Source organism: Bradyrhizobium sp. UFLA05-153 (genome assembly GCF_054185185.1).
This window is the reverse complement of record NZ_JBBIAM010000004.1, coordinates 51209-74814: the sequence shown is the minus strand read 5'-3', so window position 1 is coordinate 74814 and position 23606 is coordinate 51209. Positions and strand designations below refer to the sequence as shown.

16 protein-coding genes are annotated in these 23606 nt (G+C 63.1%); 2 read left to right on the top strand and 14 right to left on the bottom strand.

Annotation, left to right across the window (positions count from 1 at the left end; all coding sequences use genetic code 11):
• Nucleotides 1–62 precede the first annotated feature (62 nt).
• A complete protein-coding gene (locus Q2941_RS04070) occupies nt 63–1445 on the top strand; it encodes an aspartate aminotransferase family protein (RefSeq protein ID WP_027523883.1) in 1383 nt (460 codons plus the stop codon).
• Between the two features lie 70 nt (nt 1446–1515).
• On the opposite strand, the gene Q2941_RS04065 is transcribed toward Q2941_RS04070, so the two are convergent.
• The 5 genes from Q2941_RS04065 to Q2941_RS04045 all read right to left on the bottom strand — a co-directional run bounded on the left by Q2941_RS04065 (nt 1516) and on the right by Q2941_RS04045 (nt 10370).
• Nucleotides 1516–3147, bottom strand: coding sequence for a tetratricopeptide repeat protein (locus Q2941_RS04065; RefSeq protein WP_254112208.1), 1632 nt, complete (start codon nt 3145–3147; stop codon nt 1516–1518).
• A 301-nt stretch (nt 3148–3448) separates the two neighbouring features.
• Nucleotides 3449–4597 carry a ribonuclease D gene (gene rnd / locus Q2941_RS04060; RefSeq protein WP_027523884.1) on the bottom strand — a complete coding sequence of 383 codons (1149 nt, stop codon included), beginning with the start codon at nt 4595–4597 and terminating at the stop codon, nt 3449–3451.
• A 448-nt stretch (nt 4598–5045) separates the two neighbouring features.
• A complete protein-coding gene (locus Q2941_RS04055) occupies nt 5046–6575 on the bottom strand; it encodes an outer membrane protein (RefSeq protein ID WP_458191721.1) in 1530 nt (509 codons plus the stop codon).
• A gap of 230 nt (nt 6576–6805) precedes the next feature.
• Nucleotides 6806–7612 carry an outer membrane protein gene (locus Q2941_RS04050; RefSeq protein WP_458191720.1) on the bottom strand — a complete coding sequence of 269 codons (807 nt, stop codon included), beginning with the start codon at nt 7610–7612 and terminating at the stop codon, nt 6806–6808.
• A gap of 55 nt (nt 7613–7667) precedes the next feature.
• Complete coding sequence (locus Q2941_RS04045) at nt 7668–10370, bottom strand: autotransporter outer membrane beta-barrel domain-containing protein (protein WP_458191719.1); 2703 nt, start codon at nt 10368–10370, stop codon at nt 7668–7670.
• Between the two features lie 55 nt (nt 10371–10425).
• On the opposite strand from Q2941_RS04045, the gene Q2941_RS04040 reads away from it, so the two are divergent.
• Nucleotides 10426–10803 carry a hypothetical protein gene (locus tag Q2941_RS04040; RefSeq protein WP_458191718.1) on the top strand — a complete coding sequence of 126 codons (378 nt, stop codon included), beginning with the start codon at nt 10426–10428 and terminating at the stop codon, nt 10801–10803.
• 363 nt (nt 10804–11166) lie between these two features.
• Here the strand turns inward: Q2941_RS04040 and Q2941_RS04035 are convergent, their stop codons facing one another.
• From Q2941_RS04035 to Q2941_RS03995, 9 genes are all read right to left on the bottom strand, one after another.
• Nucleotides 11167–13995 carry an autotransporter outer membrane beta-barrel domain-containing protein gene (locus Q2941_RS04035; protein ID WP_458191717.1) on the bottom strand — a complete coding sequence of 943 codons (2829 nt, stop codon included), beginning with the start codon at nt 13993–13995 and terminating at the stop codon, nt 11167–11169.
• Nucleotides 13996–14302: 307 nt separating this feature from the next.
• Nucleotides 14303–15331 carry a helix-turn-helix domain-containing protein gene (locus Q2941_RS04030; protein ID WP_458191716.1) on the bottom strand — a complete coding sequence of 343 codons (1029 nt, stop codon included), beginning with the start codon at nt 15329–15331 and terminating at the stop codon, nt 14303–14305.
• A 114-nt stretch (nt 15332–15445) separates the two neighbouring features.
• Nucleotides 15446–16255: a hypothetical protein gene (locus tag Q2941_RS04025; RefSeq protein WP_458191715.1), complete on the bottom strand. Its 810-nt coding sequence runs from the start codon at nt 16253–16255 to the stop codon at nt 15446–15448.
• Between the two features lie 635 nt (nt 16256–16890).
• A complete protein-coding gene (locus Q2941_RS04020; RefSeq protein ID WP_458191714.1) occupies nt 16891–17742 on the bottom strand; it encodes a helix-turn-helix transcriptional regulator in 852 nt (283 codons plus the stop codon).
• A 195-nt stretch (nt 17743–17937) separates the two neighbouring features.
• On the bottom strand, nt 17938–18966 hold the full coding sequence (locus Q2941_RS04015) for a helix-turn-helix domain-containing protein (protein WP_458191713.1): 1029 nt from the start codon (nt 18964–18966) through the stop codon (nt 17938–17940).
• 189 nt (nt 18967–19155) lie between these two features.
• Complete coding sequence (locus tag Q2941_RS04010) at nt 19156–20181, bottom strand: helix-turn-helix domain-containing protein (RefSeq protein ID WP_458191712.1); 1026 nt, start codon at nt 20179–20181, stop codon at nt 19156–19158.
• A gap of 289 nt (nt 20182–20470) precedes the next feature.
• Nucleotides 20471–21790 (bottom strand): ABC transporter substrate-binding protein, encoded by a 1320-nt coding sequence (locus Q2941_RS04005; RefSeq protein WP_027523889.1) that lies wholly within the window; start codon nt 21788–21790, stop codon nt 20471–20473.
• A 10-nt stretch (nt 21791–21800) separates the two neighbouring features.
• A complete protein-coding gene (locus Q2941_RS04000) occupies nt 21801–22658 on the bottom strand; it encodes a carbohydrate ABC transporter permease (protein WP_458191711.1) in 858 nt (285 codons plus the stop codon).
• The gene (locus tag Q2941_RS03995; RefSeq protein ID WP_458191710.1) at nt 22655–23605 is read right to left on the bottom strand and encodes a carbohydrate ABC transporter permease; all 951 of its coding nucleotides are present in this window, start codon (nt 23603–23605) and stop codon (nt 22655–22657) included. The genes Q2941_RS04000 and Q2941_RS03995 overlap by 4 nt, the downstream gene beginning before the upstream one ends.
• Nucleotide 23606 lies beyond the last annotated feature (1 nt).

Here is a 23606-nt window from a genome sequence, read left to right as displayed (position 1 = left end):
GACGATGTCGTCGACAGACGAGCTCCGTTTCGGCGCGCGCCGAAGGCTGAAGGAATGATGTGATGACCATGCTGCCCAATTCGCAAGAAGCCCGGGATGTCGCCTACCAGCTCCATCCCTATACCAACGCGCGCACCCATCAGCAGAATGGCCCGCTGGTGATCGAGCGCGGCGAGGGGCCCTATGTCTTCGACGCCGCGGGCAAGCGCTATTTCGAGGCGATGGCCGGCCTGTGGAGCGTCGGGCTCGGCTTCAACGAGAAGCGGCTGGTCGAGGCCGCGTACCGGCAGATGCAGGCCTTGCCGTTCTATCATACGTTCTCCGCGAAATCGCACGGGCCCTCGATCGATCTCGCCGAGAAGCTCGTCGCGCTCGCGCCGGTGCCGATGAGCAAGGTGTTCTTCACCAACTCCGGCTCGGAGGCGAATGACACGGTGCTGAAGCTGATCGCCTATCGTTCGAACGCCCTCGGACAGCCGCAGCGCAAGAAGGTGATCAGCCGCATGCGCGCCTACCACGGCGTCACGATCGCCTCCGCAAGCCTCACGGGCCTGCCGAACAATCACCGTTCCTTCGATCTTCCGTTGCCGAACATCCTGCACACGGGCTCGCCGCATTTCTACAAGGACGGCCAGGCCGGCGAGAGCGAGGAAGCCTTTGCGACGCGGCGCGCCGAGGAGCTGGAAGCGCTGATCGTGAAGGAAGGTCCGGACACCATCGCGGCCTTCTTCGGCGAGCCGGTGATGGGGGCAGGCGGCGTGATCGTTCCGCCCGCGACCTATTGGGACAAGGTCCAGCAAGTCCTGAAGAAGTATGACATCCTGCTCGTCGCCGACGAGGTCATTTGCGGCTTCGGCCGCACCGGCAAGATGTTCGGTTGCGACACATACAACATCAAGCCCGACGCGATCGTCGTCTCCAAGCAGATCACCTCGAGTTATTTCCCGTTCTCGGCGGTCCTGATGAATGACCGGATGTTCGAGCCGATTGCGGACGAGAGCAACAAGATCGGCGTTCTCGGCCACGGTTTCACGGCAGGCGGTCACCCGGTCGGCGCGGCAGTCGCGCTGGAAAACCTCAAGATCATCGAGGAGCGCGGCCTGGTTGCGCATGCTGCGGAGACGGGAGCCCATCTGCAGGCGCGGCTGCGCGAGCTTTCGAGCCATCCGCTCGTCGGTGAGGTCCGAGGCGTCGGGATGATCGCCGCGATCGAACTCGTGCTCGACAAGCAGCGCAAGACGGCCGCGGCGACGCCGGGCGCAGTCGGCGGCATCGCGGCGCGCATGCTCCAGGAGCGCGGCGTCATCTCGCGCAACATGCTCGAGGCCATCGCCATCTGCCCGCCGCTGATCGTCACCAAGAGCCAGATCGACGAGCTCGTGGGCACCATCGCGGGCGTGCTGGACGACATGAAGACGGAGGCTGCAAAGCTGACGCCGGCCTAGGGGAAGAGCGTCATCGTGAGCGAAGCGCGTTGGTCACGCCTTCGGTGTCGTCCTGGCGAAAGCCAGGACCTCAGACTTGGCAGATTGCCTGTTGCTGCTCCGCCGGCGGTCGGACATCCGCCGCGTGACGCTCCAGTTCTCGAGGTAGCCGATTGAGCACACTTTCCCAGTCCCCGGGGCGATGTTGACGAAACAAGCGAGTAGTCGGGTACCACGGACTATCTTCCCGCTCATAGAACCACCGCCAGTCCAGAATATGCGGCAGCAGAATCCAGGTTGGCTTGCCAAGTGCGCCTGCCAGATGTGCGACCGCTGTATCCACGGTGATTACGAGATCCATTACGCTCGCAGCAGCCACCGTCTCCGCGAAGTTCGTCAGGAGAGGCTCCAAATCAACAACCCTGTCCTTCAGCTGTTCGAGTACCGGACGGTCGCTCGTGCGGACCTCCTTTTGCAGGCTGAAGAGTTGGACGCCGGGAATCAGAAGGTTTGGTAGAAGAGCTTCGGCCGGCAGAGACCGCTTCCGGTCATGCAGATGGCCGGGGTTTCCTGCCCAAACGACCCCGACCTTGAGGCCTGAGTATTTGGCAAGCCTCCGTTGCCAAGCAGAAATTCTTGCCGGCGCAGCCTTGAGATACGGTCGTTCTGCCGGGATCGTCTCGATGCTGGTACCGAGCTCATAGGCGAGGCTCATTAGCGGCACGTGCAGGTCAAACGGTGGCGCTGGCTCGTCGCGCGAGATCACGGTCACGTCGAGACTGTCTCGTAACAACTCAACCAATTGGGGCTGAACCTGCAGAACGACCGGGCCTCCTGTTGCGGCTGCTGCAGATACGAAGCGAGCAAAGTGCAGGGTGTCGCCAAGTCCTTGCTCGGCATGAATCAACAGGGTCCGGCCGTTGCGACATTCTCCCCTCCAGCGAGGGACATCGAATGCGCCAGGCCTGAACCGCGGAGCTGGGTGAGAATGCCTCCACTCGAACTCTCGAAAGCCCGCTTTGAGATCACCAGCCAAGAGGAGAAGCATCGCGTGATTGTAGTGAAGCATCGGGTCGCCGGGCCTAAGCTCAATTGCGCGACGGGACGTCGCTATCGCCGCCTGGCTCAAGCCTAGATTGCTCAACGCCACGCCCAAATTCGTCGAGACTTCGGGCGAATTCGGATCGATGCTGATCGCTTTTCTGTAGATCTCGACTGCGCCTTCGAAATCGTCTCTCTTGCTGTGAACGATCCCGAGGTTGAGATACGCGCCGACGTTTTGCGGGGAGAGTTCAATTGCCTTTTGGCACGCTGCGCTCGCCTCATCCAGCCGTCCCTGCCGGGTCAACGCGGCCGCCAGGCTGGCTTGGACATCGGATCGGCCAGGCGCCGCCAAGGCGGCAAGTTGGTACATGGAGACCGCTTGATCTGTCCGCTCAAGCCTGAGCAACAGGCTGGCCATAATCAGATAGGCTTCGAGATCATCGGGCTGAATCTCTACCGCATGGCGGCATACCGATAGCGCTTCAGCAAGCTCTCCGACCTGTTCGAGCGCCAATGCGAGATTGCGATGTCCCGGACCAAATTGAGGAGCAAGGGTGATCAGTTCGCGATAGGCCTCGATCGCTTTGGCCAACTCGCCCTGATCCATCATGTGATTGCCACGGTTCAGAAGGGCGACCATCGCTTCTGCGCGCGCGGCCTCTCCAGTTTGCCCTTTCATACCTGCCCTTTCCGGTTGGACGGTTTGTTCCGCACCGTGTGTTAAACGGGCGCAAGCCGCGTTTCGGGCAAACGATTATGCTTCGGCGAGCAAATTTGGCTCTGGGGCAGGTGGAGGTCACGGCCGTGGGTAGTGGGTCGCATACCGCCAGTCGCATATCCGCGGCCTGCGGTACCCACCCGAAGTGGGAGCCGTATGTCTCAATCGGGCACGTACGGATCTGTGGGGAGGGCGTCCAGCAAAGGGCGTCCCTGCCGCTACCTGGCTTTCGCCACGACGACTTTGCGAGAGTCGCCGGCTCCTACGCCCGGGTGACGCCGACCACGCGGCCCTTGTCGATCGCGAGCGCGAGCTGGCCGTGCTTCAGCTTCAGCGCGGCGTCGCCGAACAGCTCGCGGCGCCAACCGCGCAGCGCGGGCACGTCGGCCTCGTCGTCGGCGGCGATCTCTTCGAGATCGTCGACGGTCGCGATGACCTTGCTCGCCACCGCATGGCGCTCCGCGGTCATCCGCAGCAACACCTTCAGCAGCTCGACGATCGCCGCGCCGTTGGAATTGTTGCGCGGCTTCTCCAGTTTCGGCAGCTTCGAGAGGTCGCGCGCCAGCCCGCGCTCGACCGCGGCGATGATGTCCGCGCCCCACCTGGATTTTTCAAACCCCTTCGGCACCGAGCGTAGATGAGCAAGCTTCTCCACCGTGGTCGGGGCGTGGGTCGCGATGTCGCTGATCGCATCGTCGCGCAGCACGCGGCCACGCGGCACGTCGCGGCTTTGCGCCTCCTGCTCGCGCCAGGCCGCGACCTCCATCAGCACCGCCAGATCCTTCGGCTTGCGCACCCGCGTCTTGAGCCGCTCCCAGGCGCGCTCGGGGTGGAAGTCGTAGGTGCGGGGCGAGGTCAGGATCTCCATCTCGATGGAGACCCATTCGTTGCGGCGGCGCTTCTTCAGGTCGGCGTCGAGCGCGGCGAACACCTCGCGCAGGTGCGTGACGTCAGACACCGCGTAGTGCATCTGCTCCTTCGTCAGCGGCCGGCGCGACCAGTCGGTGAAGCGATGGGTCTTGTCCGGCCGGTGGCCGGTGACCTTCTCGACGAGCTGGTCATAAGCGATGCTGTCGCCATAGCCGAGCACCATGGCCGCGACCTGGGTGTCGAACACCGGATGCGGGATGATGTTGGCCTGGTGCCAGATGATCTCGATGTCCTGGCGGGCGGCGTGGAAGACCTTCAGGACCTTCTCATTGCCCATCAGCTCGAAGAAGGGTTTGAGGTCGATGCCCTCGGCGAGGGCATCGATGACCACGGCCTCCTTCGGGCTCGCCATCTGCACCACGCACAGGAGCGGGTAGTAGGTGGTCTCGCGCAGGAACTCGGTATCGACGGTAATGACGGGGTGCTCGGCCAGACGGCTGCAGGCAGCGGCAAGGTCAGCGGTGGTGGTAATCAGATCCATGAACGGCCCATGACACGTACATCAGCCGTTCTGCCGAAAGTGCTGTGATGTCAAGGGGGTTGGAACGAATTCGAAGGTTGATTTCGACCGGAATCGCCCCTCCCGGCCGCGGACGGGCCAATCCGTTAGGTCGCGGACGCGGAAATCCTACTCGTACCGGATCCGCCGCGACGGCTTCCGCCCGCAGGGCAGCGCCATCACGACCACGCACATGGCGAGCATCGCCAGTCCCAGGAACTCGAAAACCAACAGATCCACGGCCAATTCTCCCGAAAAGATCGCTAGACTTGTCGGGGCCGAATTGACGGTCTGTTAATTGTCGTGGTTACCGGCGGACGCGTGGGCGGGATGGTGGACGGTGGGTTAACGCAGGGGCCGCACAGCCTGACTCGCCACCGAAAAAGCCCCGGACGATGCCGGGGCTTTGATGTTCGAGATGCAGATCGGATCAGTACTTGGCGACCACCGCGCCATCCGAGTTGAAGCGGTAGACCAGCGAGGTGCTGATGGTCTGGATCCAGGGCTTGAAGGTAAGCGCGCTGCCGCCCGGTCGGCCAAGTACATCGGTGGTGGGCAAGCTGATGCGATCGTAGAATGCCGAGCGATACTCGGTCTTCATGAACCAGGCGGGGGCAGCGATACCGAAAAGGTTGAGACTGTTCTCCACGCCGCCTCCGACGAACCAGCCGTCACGATGAAACGAAGGCGTGGTGTGGTAGGGCGTGCCGTCGTCGAAAGCGGATAGATTGGTCCCGGACCATTGCGAGCCCGAGTAACCCGCGTTGACGTAGGACAGAGCGTTCGGCGCGACCAGATAACCCAGACGAGCGCCCGCTGCGTAGCTGGTGCGCAGCTTTTCGCGACCTTCCGCGAAAACGATGGTTTCGCTCAACGAACCCCGGATATCGCCGAACTGACCATCGCCAAAGATACCGGCCACCCAGTTGGAGCTGAACTGCCAATCATAGCCGGCGCCGACCGTGCCAAACCAACCGCTGCCGCCCAGTCGCTGGTCGCGCGCGAGCACGGTTCCGGCCGGTCCAAGGCCGCCGGTTGTGGTGGCGACGATGTTGCTGTCGGCATTCCACAGGCCGCCGCCAGCGCCGCCGAAGCCATAGAAGCCGGTCCAGCTCGGCGCGACAACGGCCGCCGGCGCTTTCACATAGGGCAGGGCTGCGAGGTCGGTTGCCGCAACGATCGGGCCGCCGGAGTTGAAGCGGTAGACCAGCGATGTGCTGATGGTCTGCACCCACGGCTTGAAGGTGACGGCGGTGCCCGTCAGCAGGCCGTTATCGGTCCTGGTCTCAGGCAAAGCGATGCGGTTGTAGTAGGCCGAGCGGTACTCGGTCCTCATGAACCAGCCGGGGGCGTTGATGCCGAAGATATTGAGGTTGTTCTCGACGCCACCACCGACAAACCAGCCGTCACGCCGAAACGACGAGGTCGCCATAGTGACAGCAGGTACGGGCACTGCGTACAACGTGCTCAGGGTGGCTCCCGACCAATCCGAGCCGGAGTAGCCCCCATTGACATAGGACAGCACATTCGGGGCAACCAGATAACCAAGGCGCGCGCCGGCCGCGTAGCTGGTGCGCAATTTTTCACGGCCCTCCAGGGCGAAGTAAGCATCGGACAGCGAACCGCGGATCTCGCCGAATTGGCCGTCGGCAAAGATGCCGGCCACCCAGTTGCTGGATTGCCAATCGTAACCGGCACCGACAGTACCAAACCAACCGCTTCCGCCGAGGCGCTGATCACGCGTGAGCGTGGTCCCAGCCGGAAATCCGCCAAATCCAGCTCCTACCGCCACCTCATTGCTATCGGCGGCCCACAGACCACCACCGCCACCGCCGAACACGTAGAAACCGGTCCAGCCCGGTCCGGCGACGGGCGCCGGCGCTTTCACATAGGGCCTGGCCGCGAGGTCGGCCGCCGAGGCTGCCCCGGTCATTGCCGTGACCGCGCCCAGAGCGAGCACAAGCTTCCTCATTTCAATCCCCAATCCCAATCTGTCGGGCACGACCCGATTCAGATGCCCCATCGTATGGTCTTGCCGAAGCGCGCGCAGGATGAAAAGTCCAAACGACGGGCTGTCGCGAAATCGGAAAAAACGGGAAGCGAAACAGGAAATCGCGGGAAGGATGCCTGCAACGAAAGAGCCCCGGCTGAGCCGGGGCTTTCGCGATCAGGCGCCGCAGCACGATGAGATCAGCCGCCGAACTTGTAGTTCACGCCCACGCGGACGATGTTCGATTTGAGATCGACCGAATGGGTGTACACGCTGGAGGGGGACGGGCCATAGCCCGCGCCCGTGAGGTTCGTGCTGGTCGTCGTGGCGCGGCCGAGATCGACGTAAAGATATTCCGCCTTCAGCGACCAGCCATTGCCGACCGCATACTCACCACCGACGCCGGCGGTCCAGCCGACGCGGGTATCACGGATCGTCCCTGATTCGGTTGCAGGATCGTACGTGTCGGTGAAGTTGAAATTGGCTTTCACGTCAGCGATTGCCGCGCCGCCGGTGGCGTAGAGCAGCCAGTTCGGCGTGGCGAGGAAGCCGATGCGGCCGCGGATGGTGGCGAGCCAGTCGGCCGACACCGAGGAATTCACCGTGAAGGTGTCCGGCGCACAGCAGGGATACGTCCCCGTACCGGTCGAGCTGCCCTTGAAGCCGAAATAGTTGATGTCCCCTTCGAGGCCGAACACGGCGTTGTTGACCTGCCAGTTGTAGCCGGCGGTGAAGCCGCCAGTCACGCTCGAGCTGTTGATGTGCTGGGCACCAACGGCATTGACGGCGGGAACGCTGGTGGAGCCGAAGTAGCCCGGCGAAGCGTATATCGTCGAGGTGCTCGGATCCGAGCTGCCCCATTGTCCGCCGGCATTGCCGCCGACGTAAAAGCCCGTCCAGCTATAGACCGCCGCTGGAGCCTTTGTGTAGACCGGCGCGAGGTCCGCCGCCGAAGCCGACCCGGTTATCGCCGTAACTGCGGCCAGAGCGAGCAGAAGTTTCTTCATTTCAAAATCCCCAACCTCAATCTATTTGACAGGCTTCGCCGCTGTCGCGGCCGATTCAGATACTCATCGTATGGTTTTGCCGAAGCGCGCGCAGGATGAACAGGACAAACGACCAACTGTCGCGAAATCGGAAAAGACAGGAAGTGAAACAGGAAGGCGCGGGAAAGGGAGGCCTGCCTGTCCACCGAGAGGAAGAAGACGGATCATGCGCACGCCCTTCGCGCGGCCACCGCTCACCACTGATACCGGACGACCCCTTGCCGGCATAAGAGCGCGTCACGTTCGAGAACTCGCCCTCGAACGTCGCGGCGGCTGCCCAGCCGTTCAACCACTTCTTCTCCGCCGCGGCCGTGACCAGCGCGGCGTCCGAGGCCTGCGCGGCGCCGTTCACGACGAAGCTTGCACCGGGCAGCGCCTGGAACGTTGCAGCGATCGTGCGGTCCGGATTGAAGTCGTGGGCCCAGGCGAAGCGGCTGCGCAATGTGAGGACGCCGTCCTGCGCGGCGAATGACTTGTCCATGCGCACGCCGAACTCGCTACGGGTATCCGTGACGCTCTTCGCCGCGTAGGTGAGGGCGGAAGTGCCGGTGCCGACCAGGACCGTTTCGGCATAGCCGGGCAGGTCGAACATCGTGACCTGCGCCGCCGCATAGGGCGTGATGCCGATGCCGCCGGTCCATGGGGCGATGAAGCGATAGCCGCCTTCCACGCGACCCGAATAGGCATTGGCCTTGAAGTTGGCTTGCAGGCGATCGAGGCCCGCGGCGGTGACGGTGCGATCGGTGGTGACGTCCTGCCAGCCATAGGCGAGCGCGGCCGTGACGTAGGCCGGTCCGTTGGTGTGACGCACATAGGCGCCGGCCTGGAACAGATCCGAGCGACCATAGCCCGATCCGGTGACGCTGAAGCTGGTGCCGCCACCAGCGAGCGCAAAACCGGCGTACGTGTTCGGCGAGAACAGATAGTCCGCGCCAACCGCGCCGCCGAAGATGCGGCTGGTGGCGTCGTTGGAGCCGATCGCCGCGCGGCCGTCCGTCGACTGCGCGCCGCCGAACGCCGAGGTCCAAACGCTCCAGCGCGGCTCGTACAGAGCTCGCGATGTCGGATTGAGCGCCATGGCGAACGCGTCGCCGGTCCGGCGTCTTGCCGCATCGCCGGTCTCTTCGGCATACCCGGCAGCGACTGGCGCGGCAACCGCGCCGCCATCGCCGCGCGAAACCGGATCGGTCAAGAGGCCCAGGAACAGGCCCATCGCGTTGAAAGTGGCCTGCTGCGAGCCCGTGGCGACCTCACCAGACAATTGCGCCAGCCCGGCCGGCGTTAAGCCGCCGAATGCGATCGGCACGCTGCCGCCCGCGTTGAAGAAGTTGGTAATGGCGTTGGCGACGTTCTGCTGGTTGGCGTTCAGCCCCGACGAGGAGGGCAGCGCGAAGTTCAGGGTCAGGTTGAGATAGGCGTTGTTGGTGTCTTGGCTCAGGCTGCTGGTGAAGCCTGTCGGCAGGTTCGTGTTGACCAGGCTGGCAAAGGTGCCGCTGACGCCGCCGGCCGCGTGGACGATGGTGTACTGCTTCGTGACGTAGGAGCCGGCCGCGAAAACCGCATTCACCGTGGCGCCGCCAAGATCCGCGGTGCCCGTGACGTTGGTGCTATTCGCGCTCGTTGGCGAGACCTGCACCAGATAGGTCGCGGCTGCCAAGAGGGTGAGATTGCCCTGCACGGTCAGCGTGCCGCTCGAGCTGCCCGAATTGCCCGGCGCCAGCGTGCCGCTGTAGACCGTCGTATCTCCGACCGTGCCGGTACCGCTCAGCGTACCGCCAGTAACCACCATCGCGCCGCCAAGCGCGCCGTTGACGACCAGGGTGCCGCCATTGACGAAGGCGCTGCCTGTGAAACCGCTGCTGTCGGCGGTCAGTTGCGTGACGCCGGCATCCTGAACGATGTAGCCGCTACCTGCGAATTGGGGAGCGAAGACGTAATTTGACGAGGTGTGATTGAAATCGATTGTGCCGTTCCAGGCCCCAAACTGGATGAGCGATGTGTTCAGCGTACCGGGCGCCACCGCTGTCTGCCCACCGCCCCCGCCGATGAAGATTACTCCGGTGGTGTTGCTACTCCCGACGCTGACTGAGGTAGCAGTCACCGAACCGCCGTTCGCGATTATCAACAGATTTTGGAAATTTGGGCCGACGCCGCCGTTGAAGCCGACATTGAGTGCGCCCGTCGTGAAGGACGATCCCGCGCCGTCGACCGATATCGAGCCGAAGCCGTTGGTCTGGAAGCCGAGATAGGTCGTGCCACTTGCCGTGACTGTTGCGCCATTGGTGATCGAAAGACTGCCTTGGGCGTACTGTCCGACGACGAAGTTGGCGTTTACGTTCCAACTCGAGCCGTTGCCATCGACAGTGGCTGTCCCAACTCCGGCACTGCCCAGGGCGGCGCCGCCGGTGCTGGTGACCTGGCCGCCATTGGCGATGGTCAGGGTGCCCGTTCCTGCGTTTCCGACGTACAGCGCGCCCCCCGTCGTGAATAAGGAGCCGGCACCGCTCACTGTCAGGCTGCCGTTTGAGCTGATCCCGAGTTCGCCGAGATAGGCATTCACCGCGCTGACGCTGCCACCCGAGAGAACCTGCAGCGTGCCGCTGCCGAAGCGACCGATCGAGAGATTGCCGTTGTTCGACCATGTCGAACCGGCGCCGGTGACCGTGACAGTGCCCGTGCCGTTGGTCGCATAGCCGAGCGCAGCGGTGGTATCGGTCAAGATGCCGCCACTGATCGTGAGCTGACCCGTGCCCAGGACGGCACCGACGGTGAGCGTGGATGCGTTCGCCGTTCCGCCGCTGATGACGGTCGGGTTGGGCGAAGTCTGGTCAATGGTCACGGTGTCAGTGGCGTTTGGTATCCCGGAACTCGCGAAATTCCAGTTGCCGGCGATGAACCAGTCCGAAGACGTGGCTCCGGTCCAGATCGGATTTCCGGCCTCAGCCGGTTGCGCTGATATCAATGCGGTCAGCGCCGTCGACGCGAGAAGCAGCGAAAGTGCATGCGAGCGCTTCGCCGACAGCGGACGTTGCGATCCCGGGATGAAGCGGGAGAAGGGATGGGCTGGCTTTCGCGCGCGTCCTGTCGAGATCATCTGCAATTCCGTCATTCATTCCGCAGGCACGACTGCGGCCTGTCTCATGTCTGTTTGACGGAAGGCGAGCAGAAAGGACAGAATGAGTAACGAATTGTCGCAAAATCGGAAATGACGGGAAATGAAAGAGGAAATTGCAGGAAAAGCGCGCGTCTGTTCACAGAGCGAAGAGAGACGAATCGCGCAGCGCTTTGCGCGCGTAAAAGTTGGGGTTTCGCATTCACGGCTCGTGGCGCCTGATTTTCTCAGGTTCAAGGCACCGTAGACAACGTCGTCCCGCGCTCGCGCGGGGACGACACCGAATTTGTTGTATCAGCTGCGGCAGAACAGCAGGAAACCATATGCGATTGCCCTGCCTGTCCACCGAGAGGAGGGAGATCGTGCGGCATGCGAGCGGTAATGCCCCCGCGCGGCACGCCGGTCACCACTGATACCGAACCACTCCCTTGCCGGCATAGGAGCGAGTGACATTCGAGAACTCGCCCTCGAACGTCGCGGCGGCGGCCCAGCCGTTCAGCCACTTCTTCTCCGCCGCGGCCGTGACCAGCGCCGAGTCTGAAGCCTGCGCGGCGCCGTTGACGACGAAGCTTGCACCGGGCAGTGCCTGGAATGTTGCGGCGATCGAGCGGTCCGGGTTGAAGTCGTGGGCCCAGGCGAAGCGGCCGCGCAATGTGAGGACGCCGTCCTGCGCGGCGAACGACTTGTCCGTGCGCACGCCGAGCTCGCTGCGGGTATCCGTGACGCTCTTTGCCGCGTAGGTGAGGGCGGAGGTGCCGGTGCCGACCAGGACCGTTTCGGCATAGCCGGGCAGGTCGAACGTCGTGACCTGCGCCGCTGCATAGGGGGTGATGCCGATGCCGCCCGTCCATGGAGCGATGACGCGATAGCCGCCTTCCACGCGACCCGAATACGCGTTGGCTTTGAAGTTGGCTTGCAGGCGATCGAGGCCCGCGGCGGTGACGGTGCGATCGGTGGTGATATCCTGCCAGCCATAGGCGAGCGCGGCCGTGACGTAGGCTGGCCCGTTGGTGTGACGCACATAGGCGCCGGCCTGGAACAGATCCGAGCGGCCGTAGCCCGATCCGGTCACGTTGAAGCTGGTGCCGCCACCGGCGAGCGCAAAACCGGCGTACGTGTTCGGCGAGAACAGATAGTCCGCTCCGACCGCGCCGCCGAAGATGCGGCTGGTGGCGTCGTTGGAGCCGAGCGCCGCATTGCCGTCTGTCGACTGCGAGCCGCCGAACGCCGATGTCCAAACGCTCCAGCGCGGCTCGTACAGTGCGCGCGATGTCGGATTGAGCGCCATGGCGAACGCGTCGCCGGTCCGACGCCTTGCCGCATCGCCGGTTTCTTCGGCATATCCGGCAGCGACTGGCGCGGCAACCGCGCCGCCATCGCCGCGCGAAACCGGATCGGTCAGGAGGCCCAGGAACAGACCCATCGCGTTGAACGTGGCCTGCTGCGAGCCGGTCGCGACCTCACCAGACAATTGCGCCAGCCCGGCCGGCGTCAAGGCGCCAAATGCGATGGGCACGCTGCCGCCAGCGTTGAAGAAGTTGGTGATGGAGGTGGCGACGTTCTGCTGATTGACGTTCAGCCCCGACGAGGAGGGCAGCGCGAAGTTCAGGGTCAGGTTGAGATAGGCGTTGTTGGTGTCCTGGCTCAGGCTGCTGGTGAAGCCTGACGGCAGGTTCGTGTTGACCAGGCTGGCAAAGGTGCCGCTGACGCCGCCGGCCGCGTGGACGATGGTGTACTGCTTCGTGACGTAGGAGCCGGCCGCGAAAACCGCATTCACCGTCGCGCCGCCGAGAGTAGCCGTGCCCGTGACGTTGGTGAGATTCGCGCTCGTCGGCGAGACCTGGACCAGATAGGTCGCGGCCGCCGCGAGCACGAGATTGCCCTGCACGGTCAGCGTGCCGATCGAACTGACCGAATTGCCTGGCGCCAGCGTGCCGCTGTTGACGGTCGTATCTCCGACCGTGCCGAACCCCCCCAGCGTACCACCGTTGACTATCATCGTGCCGCCCAGTGTTCCGTTCACCAGCAGCGTGCCGCCCGAGACTTTGGTCGTTCCGGTGAAGCCGGAGGAATCGCCCGTCAGGTTGGTGACGCCGCCGCCCTGCTGGATCGTGCCGCTGCCGCTGATCGCGGCGCTGAACGCGTAGTTCGTGCTGGTGTGATTGAAATCGATCTCCGCGGTACCCGCACCCATCGTGATGGTTGCCGCATTGATCGTTCCAGGCGCCGACGCGGGGGAGCCAATGTCGTTGCCGATAATGAGCGTACCGAAAGAACCGGCGTTCTGGGCCAGGGTGATGTCGCCTGTACCGTTATTGATCGAAAGCGATCCGCCGGACAAGTAGAGAGAGGCAGAGCCGCTCGCACCGACAGTCAAACTCTGGGCCGTCAAGGTAGAGCCCGGGAGAGAGATGAAGACGGTGCCAAAGGAGCCAGCTTGCGAGGCGACGACAATTCCGGCGGAGGAGCCGACCGTGACACTGCCACCGTTAACGACGGACAGCTGGCCCGTGCCGGCATCGCCGACAACGAGGCCGTTATTGATCTGGGCGCTTGATCCGCTTCCAGCAACGGAAAGCGTGTTGAGTGCAAAACTAGTCGACTGAACGCCGAGGTCAATCGTGTCGCTTGTCAAGCTGCCTCCGCCGGACACGTTGACGGTGCCTTGACCAAAATAGCCGACATACATCGCGCCGCTGTTCACCCAGCTTGTACCGGGATCGCCGATGTTAATAACGCCCCGACCACCTGAACCAAGCCCGACAGTCGTCGTCCCGGTTTGAACGGAACCAGCATTGAAGAGCGAAAGAGTCGCTGAGGTTAGTGAGCCAACAGTGATGCCGGTGCTCGTTAGGCTGGCGCCATTGACGGTGAGGATGCTGTTGGCGCCATTGCTCGTTTTGCCGACTATGATGTTGGCTGCGGTTGCGACCCCGCCCACGATATCGGCCGGCTTCGAAGAGCCAGTGTCGATGGTCACGATGTCGCCCGAATTCGGCAGCGCGGTATTTGGATTCCAATTGCCGGTGTCGTACCAGTCCGAGGAATTGGTCCCGGTCCACACCGGAGTTCCGGCCTCAGCCGGTTGCGCCGCGATCAAGGCGGTCAGCGCCGTCGATGCCAGCAGCAGCGAAAGCGCATGCGAGCGCTTCATCGACCGCGGACGTGGCGATCCCGGGATGAAGCGGGAGAAGGGATGGGCTGGCTTTCGCGCGCGTCCTGTCGAGATCATCTGCAATTCCGTCATTCATTCCGCAGGCACGACTGTGGCCTGTCTCATGTCTGTTTGACGGAAGGCGAGCAGAAAGGACAGATTGAGTAACGAATTGCCGCGAAATCGGAAATGACAGGAAATGAAAAAGGAAATTAAGGGAAGAGGACAGCGCGCATATTGCCTTAGGGGATGGCGAGCAATCGTGCGCGACGAGATCTGGATTGAAGCAGCGATTCCGCGCGTGGCGCTGCAAACATGTTCTCCTCGATTCATGTCGCGGCGGGCCGCAACTATTGCGGTGCAGTCGCGGGGCTTGGCGACCCCGTCACTTCAGGCCTTTGATCCAGTGAGCCCAGTCTGCGAGCCTGCTGTCCGGTGCTGACGGCAGGGCTTGGCCCTCGTGCGCCAGTGTGCGCACCTCGCGTGGCGTAAGACCGAACTGCCGCTGAAAGGCGAGAGCAAAGCTGCGGTAGTGGTTGAAACCATGCGCTTCGGCGATCGCCTCGATCGACTGTGCCTTGTGCGCCGGATGCGCCAAGGCCATACGGATCAGGGACAGGCGCTTGCGTCTGATATAAGCGGCAACGCCACCATGAGACTCGAAGAGATAGCCGAGATTGCGCCGTGTCATCCCAAATCGGCCGGCAATGGTTTCCGGATTGAGGCCGGGATCACGGATGTTGGCATTGATGTACGAACTGATCTGCTCGGTCATGGCCATGCGCACGGGCCCGGCCTGTTCCTCCTGAACCGTGCCGTTGAGCGTCGCGGCGATCAGTTGCACGGTCGTGGGTATGAGCGCCTGGGCCTGATCCAGCGACATTGCAGGCAAAAGGGAGTGAAGCTCGGTGAGATGGGTCCTGAGCAGCGTCGCGAGCGGGTCCATCGACGACAGCACATGGTGGTTGTGTTCGTCCGGCGCCTTGAGGTGAGGGCCGAGCAGATTGCGCGGCAGCATCAGGATGAGTGCCTGGTTGTCGGCGCCACGTCTGTCTATCGGCTGCGCCATGTCATAGACCATGATGTCGCCGGCGCGAACCATCCCCCCGCCGTCCCGTTGGAGATTCCAGCCCTTGCGAAGAAGCTGCACCATGAACAGATCCATTCCATCGCGAGCGATAGACGCGCGGGAGCGGCTCCAATCCTGGGCGGGTACGTGGACATCGCCGATGAGAACGTTGCCGACTTGCCAGGCGTCCACGCGCACTTCGTAGGCCTGCGGATACTCTTTCGGTGTGCGCACGTCGTAGATGACGCTTGCGTGCTCCTGCCAGAGGGTGAGTGCCTGTTTTCCCGGGAGACCGCGCGTGTCGAGAATCGAGCGGGGTATGTGTTTGTCCTGCTGCTCTGCCATCACGGTCTGTTTGACGGAAGGCGTGCGGAAAGGACAGATCGAGCAACGAATTGTCGCGAAATCGGAAATGACGGGAAACGAAAGAGGAAACGGCGGGAAAAAGCGCGCAGCTAATCACTGACAGAAGAGAGGCGACTCGTGCGCTACGTGCGGGAGCCAAAGATCGGCTGACGCATGCGTGACGCGTTGCGCGTGGTCTCTCCGGTTCATGGCGCGGCAAACAAACGCATTGCGCGCCCGCGACGACCGTCTGCTCGCTTCAGAGTCAGTATAGGCCAGCACCGCAAACCGAAGCCGGTTGGCGAAGGTAGCGCTCGCACCCGCACCGAGCGCGGTTGCACCGACGCCTGTCGCGCTCGCTGTCGTGCCGATTGCGGTCGCATTGTCGGCGCCGGCGATGCTGCCCGCGCCGAACGCAGCGGCGCTCACGCCGCTCGCCTGGCTTGCTTGGCCGACGGCGGTTGCGCCGACGTTGGTCGCGCTCGCAGTCATGCCGACAGCGGTCGTATAGTCGGCACTGGCGACGCTGCGGGAGCCGTATGCACTGGCTTCCACGCCGTTCGTGCTGCTTGCTATGCCGGAGGCAATTGCGCCGAGGCCGGTCGCAGAGGCTCTGGCACCAACAGCGATTGAGCCGGCCGAAGCTGCGACCGCGGAAGTGCCCACGCCGATCGCGCCGGTGCCGTTGGCGGCCGTATTCTCGCCAATCGCGGTCGAGGAGACCCCACTCGCGGTGCTCCCTGCTCCCACGGCGATCGTTCCAGCGGCGGTTGCAGATGAGTTGACCCCGACGGCCGTACTCGAGGCTCCGCTAGCCGTGTTCAAAGTTCCGACAGCAGCACTGAACTGACCGCTTGCCGTGTTGGCGCTGCCAATGGCCACACTCTGTTGGCCGAGCGCCTGGTTGCCGGCGCCAACAGCCACGCTGCTCGGGCCGAAAGCGGTCTGGGAAACGCCGCAAGCTATGGCACTGGTTGCCGCGGTTGATCCGCCATTCGAGGCTGATCCGTCAACGCAAATGAACTGCGCGGAGGCCGTGCCGTGCGAGGAGCAGGAAGAGTCCGCCGAGGGCGGCCCCAACTGTAGGCAGGCACCCGCGCCTCAATTGCAGTAGACCAGAGCTTGCGACAGCCGCGGATGCGGCTTGGCATGTCCGTATGCGTTTCAACATTGTCGTCTCCTCATGTCCCTCAGACAGCAAGCTCGCATCATTGCCAGGGACGCATCACGCACTCGTTCGCGTGCGCAGCCTGACTCGTGCTTCTTCTTTGGCGGAAGGCGTGAGGAAAAGACAGATCGAGTAACGAACTGTCGTGAAATTGGAAATGACAGGAAATGAAACACGAAATTGAGGGAAGACACGGCATCCCTGCTCACCGTAGATCTACCGGAGAATCGCGCGCTGCATGAGCGCGGCAGAAGTCAGCTATCGTGCGCGTGGCGTCGCGAACATAACCGTTCCGATTCATGTCGCTATAGGCGCATCTTCATGCGGCTGTTCGGCCGACAGCTCACTTCAAGTCCCTGATCCAGCGTGTCCATTCAGCGGGCCCGATGCGTCAGTTCATGCGATCGATCGCTGCGCGAATATCTGATGGTTTCGTGCCGTAGGCCCGGCGGAAACTCCGGTTGAAGTGCGAGATGTCGCTGAAACCGCAATCGAACGCGATGGCCCTGATCTCATGACCCGCAAATTCGGGGTTCTTCAGCATCTCCAGTGCACGTTGAAGACGGAGCGCCAGCACGAACTGCGACAAGCTTGTGCCATCACCTTCGAACAGCTTGCGCACGTAGCGCGGCTTGACACCGTGGCGAGCCGCGATCGTCGTGGACGACAGGGTTCGATCGCCAAGACAGTTGCGGATGTCGGCCTTGATGGCCCGTAGGCGCGCCGCGCCATCCCAGCGCTGCCGGGGCTCGTGCGCGACGTCTGCGCCAGTGCCGATTGCAAGTCCGACAAGATCGATGATCTGTTTTGCGACGGCCTGCGCGAGCGCCGCGTCGTCGAGCGGACCGTCGTCATGCAGCATTCTCAGGTAACGGATGAGGAGCTGAAGAGCGTTGTTGTCGGCAGCGATCTGACTTGGATAGATGGAATCGAGAACCTGCACCAGCGCCGGGAGACTAGGCCCGGGCAGTACGATCGTCAGGAAACTCCAGTGGCTGTGCATCGTATTGGCGGACGGTTCGATCCCCGAGATGACGGCCGATCGGAAGCGAGTAGCGAACTCGGTGTTGGGCAAAGTCCAGAACACCACGCTGGCTCGAAACGGCTCGTCGTCGATCAGCTTGATGTCTACTCCAGCGATGCTGCGGCCGTAGATTTTGCGCCACTGGATGAGGCGCTGGTGGGGCGGGATATCTTCCGTCGAGATCGCGATGGGGGAGGAGGTCGGCTTCGTCGCAGTCATGGACGGTTGTTACGATCAATCTATGCCGGATCATTCCGATCCGATTTCAACGCCGGTCTCATGGTTTTGCCGAAGCGCGTGCAGGATGAACAGATCGAATGACCTGCCGTCGCGAAATAGGAAAAATCGGGAAGTAAAATGGGAAGGGGCAGGAAAACAATGGGCCTGAGCATGCAGCCTTTCAGCCGCCAGCGCTCACTTCAAGTCCCTGATCCACTGCGTCCAATCCGCGAGCCTGCTGTCCGATACTGGCGGCAGGGCTTGGCCCTCTTGCGCCAGCGCGCGCACTTCGCGTGGCGTGAAACCAAACTGCCGCTGGAACGCGAGGGCAAAGCTGCGATAGTGATTAAATCCATGCGCTTCGGCGATCGCCTCGATCGACGCTCCCTTGCGCGCCGGATCGGTCAGGGCCGTGCGGATCAAGGACAGGCGTTTGCGTCTGATATAAGCGGCAACTCCGCCGTAGGATTCGAAGAGATAGCCGAGATTGCGCCGGGTCATGCCAAATTGGCCGGCGAGGGATTCCGGATTGATATTCGGATCGAGGATGTGGGCGTTGATATGCGTGCAGATGCGCTCGGTCACGGCCATGCGTACGCTGCCAGCCTGCTCTTCGCGAACCGTGCCGTTCAGTGCTGCGGCGACCAGTTGCACGGTGGCAGGCATGACTGCCTGAGCCTGGTCCAGCGACATCTTCGGCAGATGTGCGCGAAGGCCTATGAGATGATCTCCGAGCAGGCTGGTCAGCGGGTTGCCTACCGCCAATTGGTGGATGCTGTGCTCGTCCGGCGCCTTGAGATGAGGTGCAAGCAGATTGCGCGGCAGGAACAGGGCGAATACCTCATTGTCGCCCCCACGGCTGACAGATGGCTGCGCCAGGTCATAGATCATCATGTCACCGGCGCGAGCCGACGCCTCTCCGTCGCGTGAGCCACTCCAACCTTTGCAAACGATCTGCAGCATGTACACATCCGCCCCATCGCGTCCGATACACGCGCGAGAGCGGCTGTAATCCTGGCCAGGCACCTGAAAATTGGCGAGCAGTACGTTGCCAAGATGCCAGGCATCCACGCGTACGTCGAAGGCTTGCGCATGTTCCTTGTGCGCGCGCAGGTCGTAGTACAGGCCTCCGTGCTCCTGCCAGAGCTCGAAACCCTGCTTCCCCGGCAGACCGCGGGTGTCGAGGACCGAATGGGGGATGCTAATGTCTGGGTGCCCTGTCATGCCTGAACGAATTCCCAATCCGCCCCGCGCGAACGGTGAGTGCCTTTCCGATTGAACCCGGCTCTAACGGGGCAGCGCCGCCGCCGGCACGATATGTGGCGAGGCGAGCCGCGGCAAGAAATCGGAAATTGCAAAGTGAACAGGAAGTCCCGAGAGGAGAGTGCCGGCGCCGCGAAGCTCGCCGGCCCGTCACGTCATGCTCCTGATCCAGTGTGCCCACTCCGCGAGCTTGTCGTCCGGCGCTGACGGCATGGCCTGGCCCTCGAGCCCTCGCGCACGCACCTCGCGTGGCGTGACTCCAAACTGCCTCTGAAACGCGAGCGCAAAGCTGCGATAGTGATTGAATCCATGCGCTTCGGCGATCGCTTCGATCGATTGTCCCTTGTGCGCCGGATCACTCAACGCCGCGCGGATCATCGACAGGCGCTTTTGTCGGATGTAGGCGGCAACGCCGCCCTGGGATTCGAAGAGATAGCCGAGGTTGCGCCGTGTCATGCCGAAGCGGGCGGCGATCGTCTCCGGATTGAGGTCGGGGGCGAGGATATGGGCGTTGATGTAGGAGCCGATCCGCTCGGACATCGCCATCCGTACGCCGCTGGCCTGTTCCTCGCGAACCCTGCCGTTGAGGGCCGCGGCGGTCAATTGCACGGTGGCGGGGATGACCGCTTGCGCCTGGTCAAGCGACATCTCGGGCAAGCGTGCGTGAAGGCCTACGAGATGATCGCGGAGAAGCGCGGCCAGCGGGTCGCGCGATGACAATAGTTGCAGATTGTGTTCATCGGGCGCCTTGAGATGCGGGCCGAGCAGGCTGCGCGGCAGGAACAGAGTGAGCGTGTCGTTGTCGCCGCCACGCCTGTCCGATGGCTGCGCCATGTCGAAGATCAGGATGTCGCCAGCGCGGGCCATCGTTCCGCTGTCGCGCGGGCCGTTCCAGCCTTTGCGATAGAGCTGCACCATGAACAGGTCCATCCCGTCGCGTCCGATGCAGGCGCGGGAGCGGCTCCAGTCCTGGGAAGGCACCTGAAAATCGCTGAGGAGAACGTTGCCGAGCTGCCAAAAGTTCGCGCGGACGTCGAAGGCCTGCGGATATTCCTTCGCGCGCAGGTCGTAGTGCCGGCTCAGGTGCTCCTGCCAGAGGGTGAATGCCTGCTTTCCCGGGAGACCACGCGTGTCGAGGCCCGAATGGGGGATGCCGCTGTGTGGTTGCTCTGCCATGTCTCGACGTTTTTCCGATCTGCCACGCGCGCAGTTGGTGCCCTTCCGACGTAACCAGGTTCGCGTGCGACAAACCTGCCGCTAGCACGATATGGGCCCAAACGAGCAGGCGACAGCAGAAAAGGAATTTTTGGGAAGAGCTGTCGGAAGTTTTGGGAAATGCGCGGTCGGGCCCACTTGACCATGTTCAGGGGCTCAGGCTCAAGACCGGCTGTTACCGGGGTCCGGAATCAGTACGGCGCCCCAGGTCCTGGGGCGCCGATGTCTTCTGTTTCGTGCTCGCTGAAGTTTACGGCAGCTTCAGCGCGGTCTCCGCGTTGTAGGGCTTGAGCAACTCGTCGGCGGCTTTCTGAGCGGCGGCGAGCGCGTCCTTCGGCTGCTTCTTGGCGTTCAGGACCAGCATCACCTCGTCCTCGAGGGTCTTGCGGACCGGCACGGTCTTGTACGTCGCGAACCAAGGTTTTGCGACTTCGAGCTGGTCGACCGCGGTCTTCGCGTCCGGATTCTTGCCGAGGAAGTCGAGCATCTCCGGCGTCTTGTAGGCGGCCATGTTCGGGGCGAAATAGCCCGTGGCGCGGCTCCACCAGCCGCTCTTCTCCGGCGAGGTCATCCATTTGATCAGCGTCCAGGCTGCCTTCTGCTTGTCGGCCTCGAGGCCCGCAGGAATGATCAACGAGGCGCCTCCGATCGGCACGGCATTGCGGACGTTGCGCGGGATGAAGGCGACCTTGTAGGGGAATTTGGCGTTGTCGCGCACGTAGGTGAGCGAGCCCGTCGAGAGCATCATCATCGAGGCGTTGCCGGAGATGAAGGCGGTGCTCACGGCCGGGCCGGGCGTTGCGCCCGGCGGATGCACCTTGTGCTTGGCGATGAGGTCGTTCCACCAGGAGAGCGCGCCGAGCATCGAGGGCGTGTCGTAATAGACCTCGCCGCCGAACTCCTCGTTGTAGTAGCGCCCGCCATTGGACATGGTGAGCGTCTCCATCATCCAGCCGCAATAGTCGTAGGCGCAGGGAATCTCGATGCCCCAGCGCGTGACCTTGTCGCCCTCGCGCTTGGTGAGCTTCTTGGCCCACTCGGTGACCTCGGCCCAGGTCTGCGGCGGCTTGTCCGGATCGAGGCCGGCTTCCTTGGCGTGCTCGGCGTTGATGTAGAGCAGCGGCGTCGAGTTGTGGAACGGCACGCCATAGACCGAGCGGTTGATCACGGCATTGCCGTGCAGCGCGGGGAAGAACTGGCCGAGAAATTGCGCCTTGGTGGTGCCGTCAGCGGCGATCAGGGAATCGAGATTGGTGAGCTCGTTCTCGATCTGCATGTCCAGGAGGAAGTTCGCCGACATGATCACGGCCGCCGGCGGCTTGCCGGCCTTGATCGCGGCGCGCGTCTTGATCAGCGTGTCGTCATAGGAACCGGTATAGACCGCGGTCGCCTTGACCTCGGGATGGGTTTCGTTGAATTCCTTGATCATTGTGCCCATGTCGCGGGCGAGCTTGCCGTCGACGGGGACGGGGAAGAACAGGTCGATCTCGGTCGGGCCTTCGGCAAAGGCCGGAAAGGCGAGGGCGCCTGCGATGGTGAGGCCGAGCGCAAGCCGGCGGGAGAGCAGCATCGAAAATCTCCTATTTGATGCCTGAGGTGACGAAAGAGCTGATGAAGCGCTTCTGGAAGATCAGGAAGGTGACGAGCAGCGGCGCGATCACGATCAAGGTGCCGGCGGCGATCGTGCCCCAGGCCTGGGTGCCTTCCGCGGTCTTGGTGAAGACGGAGAGTCCCACGGTGAGCGGCCGCTTGTCCGGCGAGTTAATCACCATCAGCGGCCAGAGGAAGTCGTTCCAATGGCTGGTGACGGAGACGATGGCAAACGCCGAGAAGCTCGGCAGGGACAGCGGCACGTAGATGTGGCGGATGCGGGCGAACACGCCGGCGCCGTCGATCAGGGCTGCGTCCTCCAGCTCGGTTGGAATGGCCTCGAAGGCCTGGCGCATCAGGAAGGTACCGAAAGCCGAGGCGAAAAACGGCATCATCACGCCGGTCAGCGTGTCGTAGAGCCCGAGCTTTGCGACCAGCGTCAGGTTCGGCACGATCAGCAGCACCGGCACCAGCATGAGCTGGAGCAGGAAGAGATAGAAGATCAGCGACTTTCCGGCAAAGGAGAGCCGCGCAAAGGCGAAGCCCGCCAGTGTCACGGTCACGAACTGCACCAGCAGGATGCCGGTGCAGATGATCGTGGTGTTGAGGAAGTAGCGCGGGAAGTCGCCGATGTCCCAGGCGTCTTTGATATTGTCGAGCGTGGGTTTCAGGCTCGGCATCAGCTCGGCCATCGTGTTGATGCCGTCCGAAGCCGGACGCAGCGTCGCCACCACCATCCAGAGGAACGGGATCAGCCAGACCAGCGCGAGCAGCACCACGAGGACGAAGCCGAGCCTCGGCGTGATCTCGTTGCGGGTCGCGAGCGGGGCGTCCTTGAACAGTTTCATGGCCCGCCCTCGCGGTTGGCAAGCGTACGGAAGGACAGCGCGGTCAGTCCCATCAGCACGCCGAGCGAGAGCAGTGTCGCCGCCGACGCCTTGCCGACATCGTAATGCTCGACCGCCTGCTCGTAGATGTAGAACAGCACGAGATTGGTTGCGTTCGACGGCCCGCCCTGGGTCAAGACGAAGACGTGGTCGACCTGCGTCACCGCGTTGAGGCCGGCGATCACGGTGACGAACAGAAAGGTGGGCTTAAGCTCCGGCAGGATGATGTAACGCAGGCGCTGCCACGGGCCGGCGCCGTCGAGATAGGAGGCTTCCATCGCGTCCTCCGGCACGGCCTGGAGGCCGGCGAGGAAGAACAGCATGTAGTAGCCGGCGTTTTTCCAGATCGTGATCACCATGATCGCGACGAGCGCGACGTCGGGATCGCCGAGCCAGTTGGGCAGCACCGGAAGCAGGCGGCCGATATAGTAGTCGAGCAGCCCGACGTTGGGCAGGAAGATGAACAGGAACAGCGCCGATGCCGCGACCATCGGGATCAGCACCGGCAGGAACAGCGCGGCGCGCAGCGCGCTGGTCACCGCATTGGTGCGCGACAGCGCCAGCGCAAAGAGGAAGGCGAGCGCCATGCTCGGCACCACAGTGCCGACTGCGTAGATGAGATTGTTGATAACAGCGCCTGTGAACGCGGGGTCGGCGAGCACGGCCGCCAGATTGTCCAGCCCGACGAAGCGGCTCGGCGCCCGCGGCGTGGCGCGCTGGTAGAGCGCATCGACGATCACCCGTCCCACCGCGCCATAGGTGAAGGCCGCGAGGAAGATGAGCGAGGGCAACAGCAGGAGGTAAGCCGGAAGCGAGGCTTTGAAGCCGGCGATAAACCTTCGGAGGACGTTGAGGCGCGGTGGCGCTGATCTGGTGACGGCGAGAGGTGCTGGTTCGGCCAGGCTCATC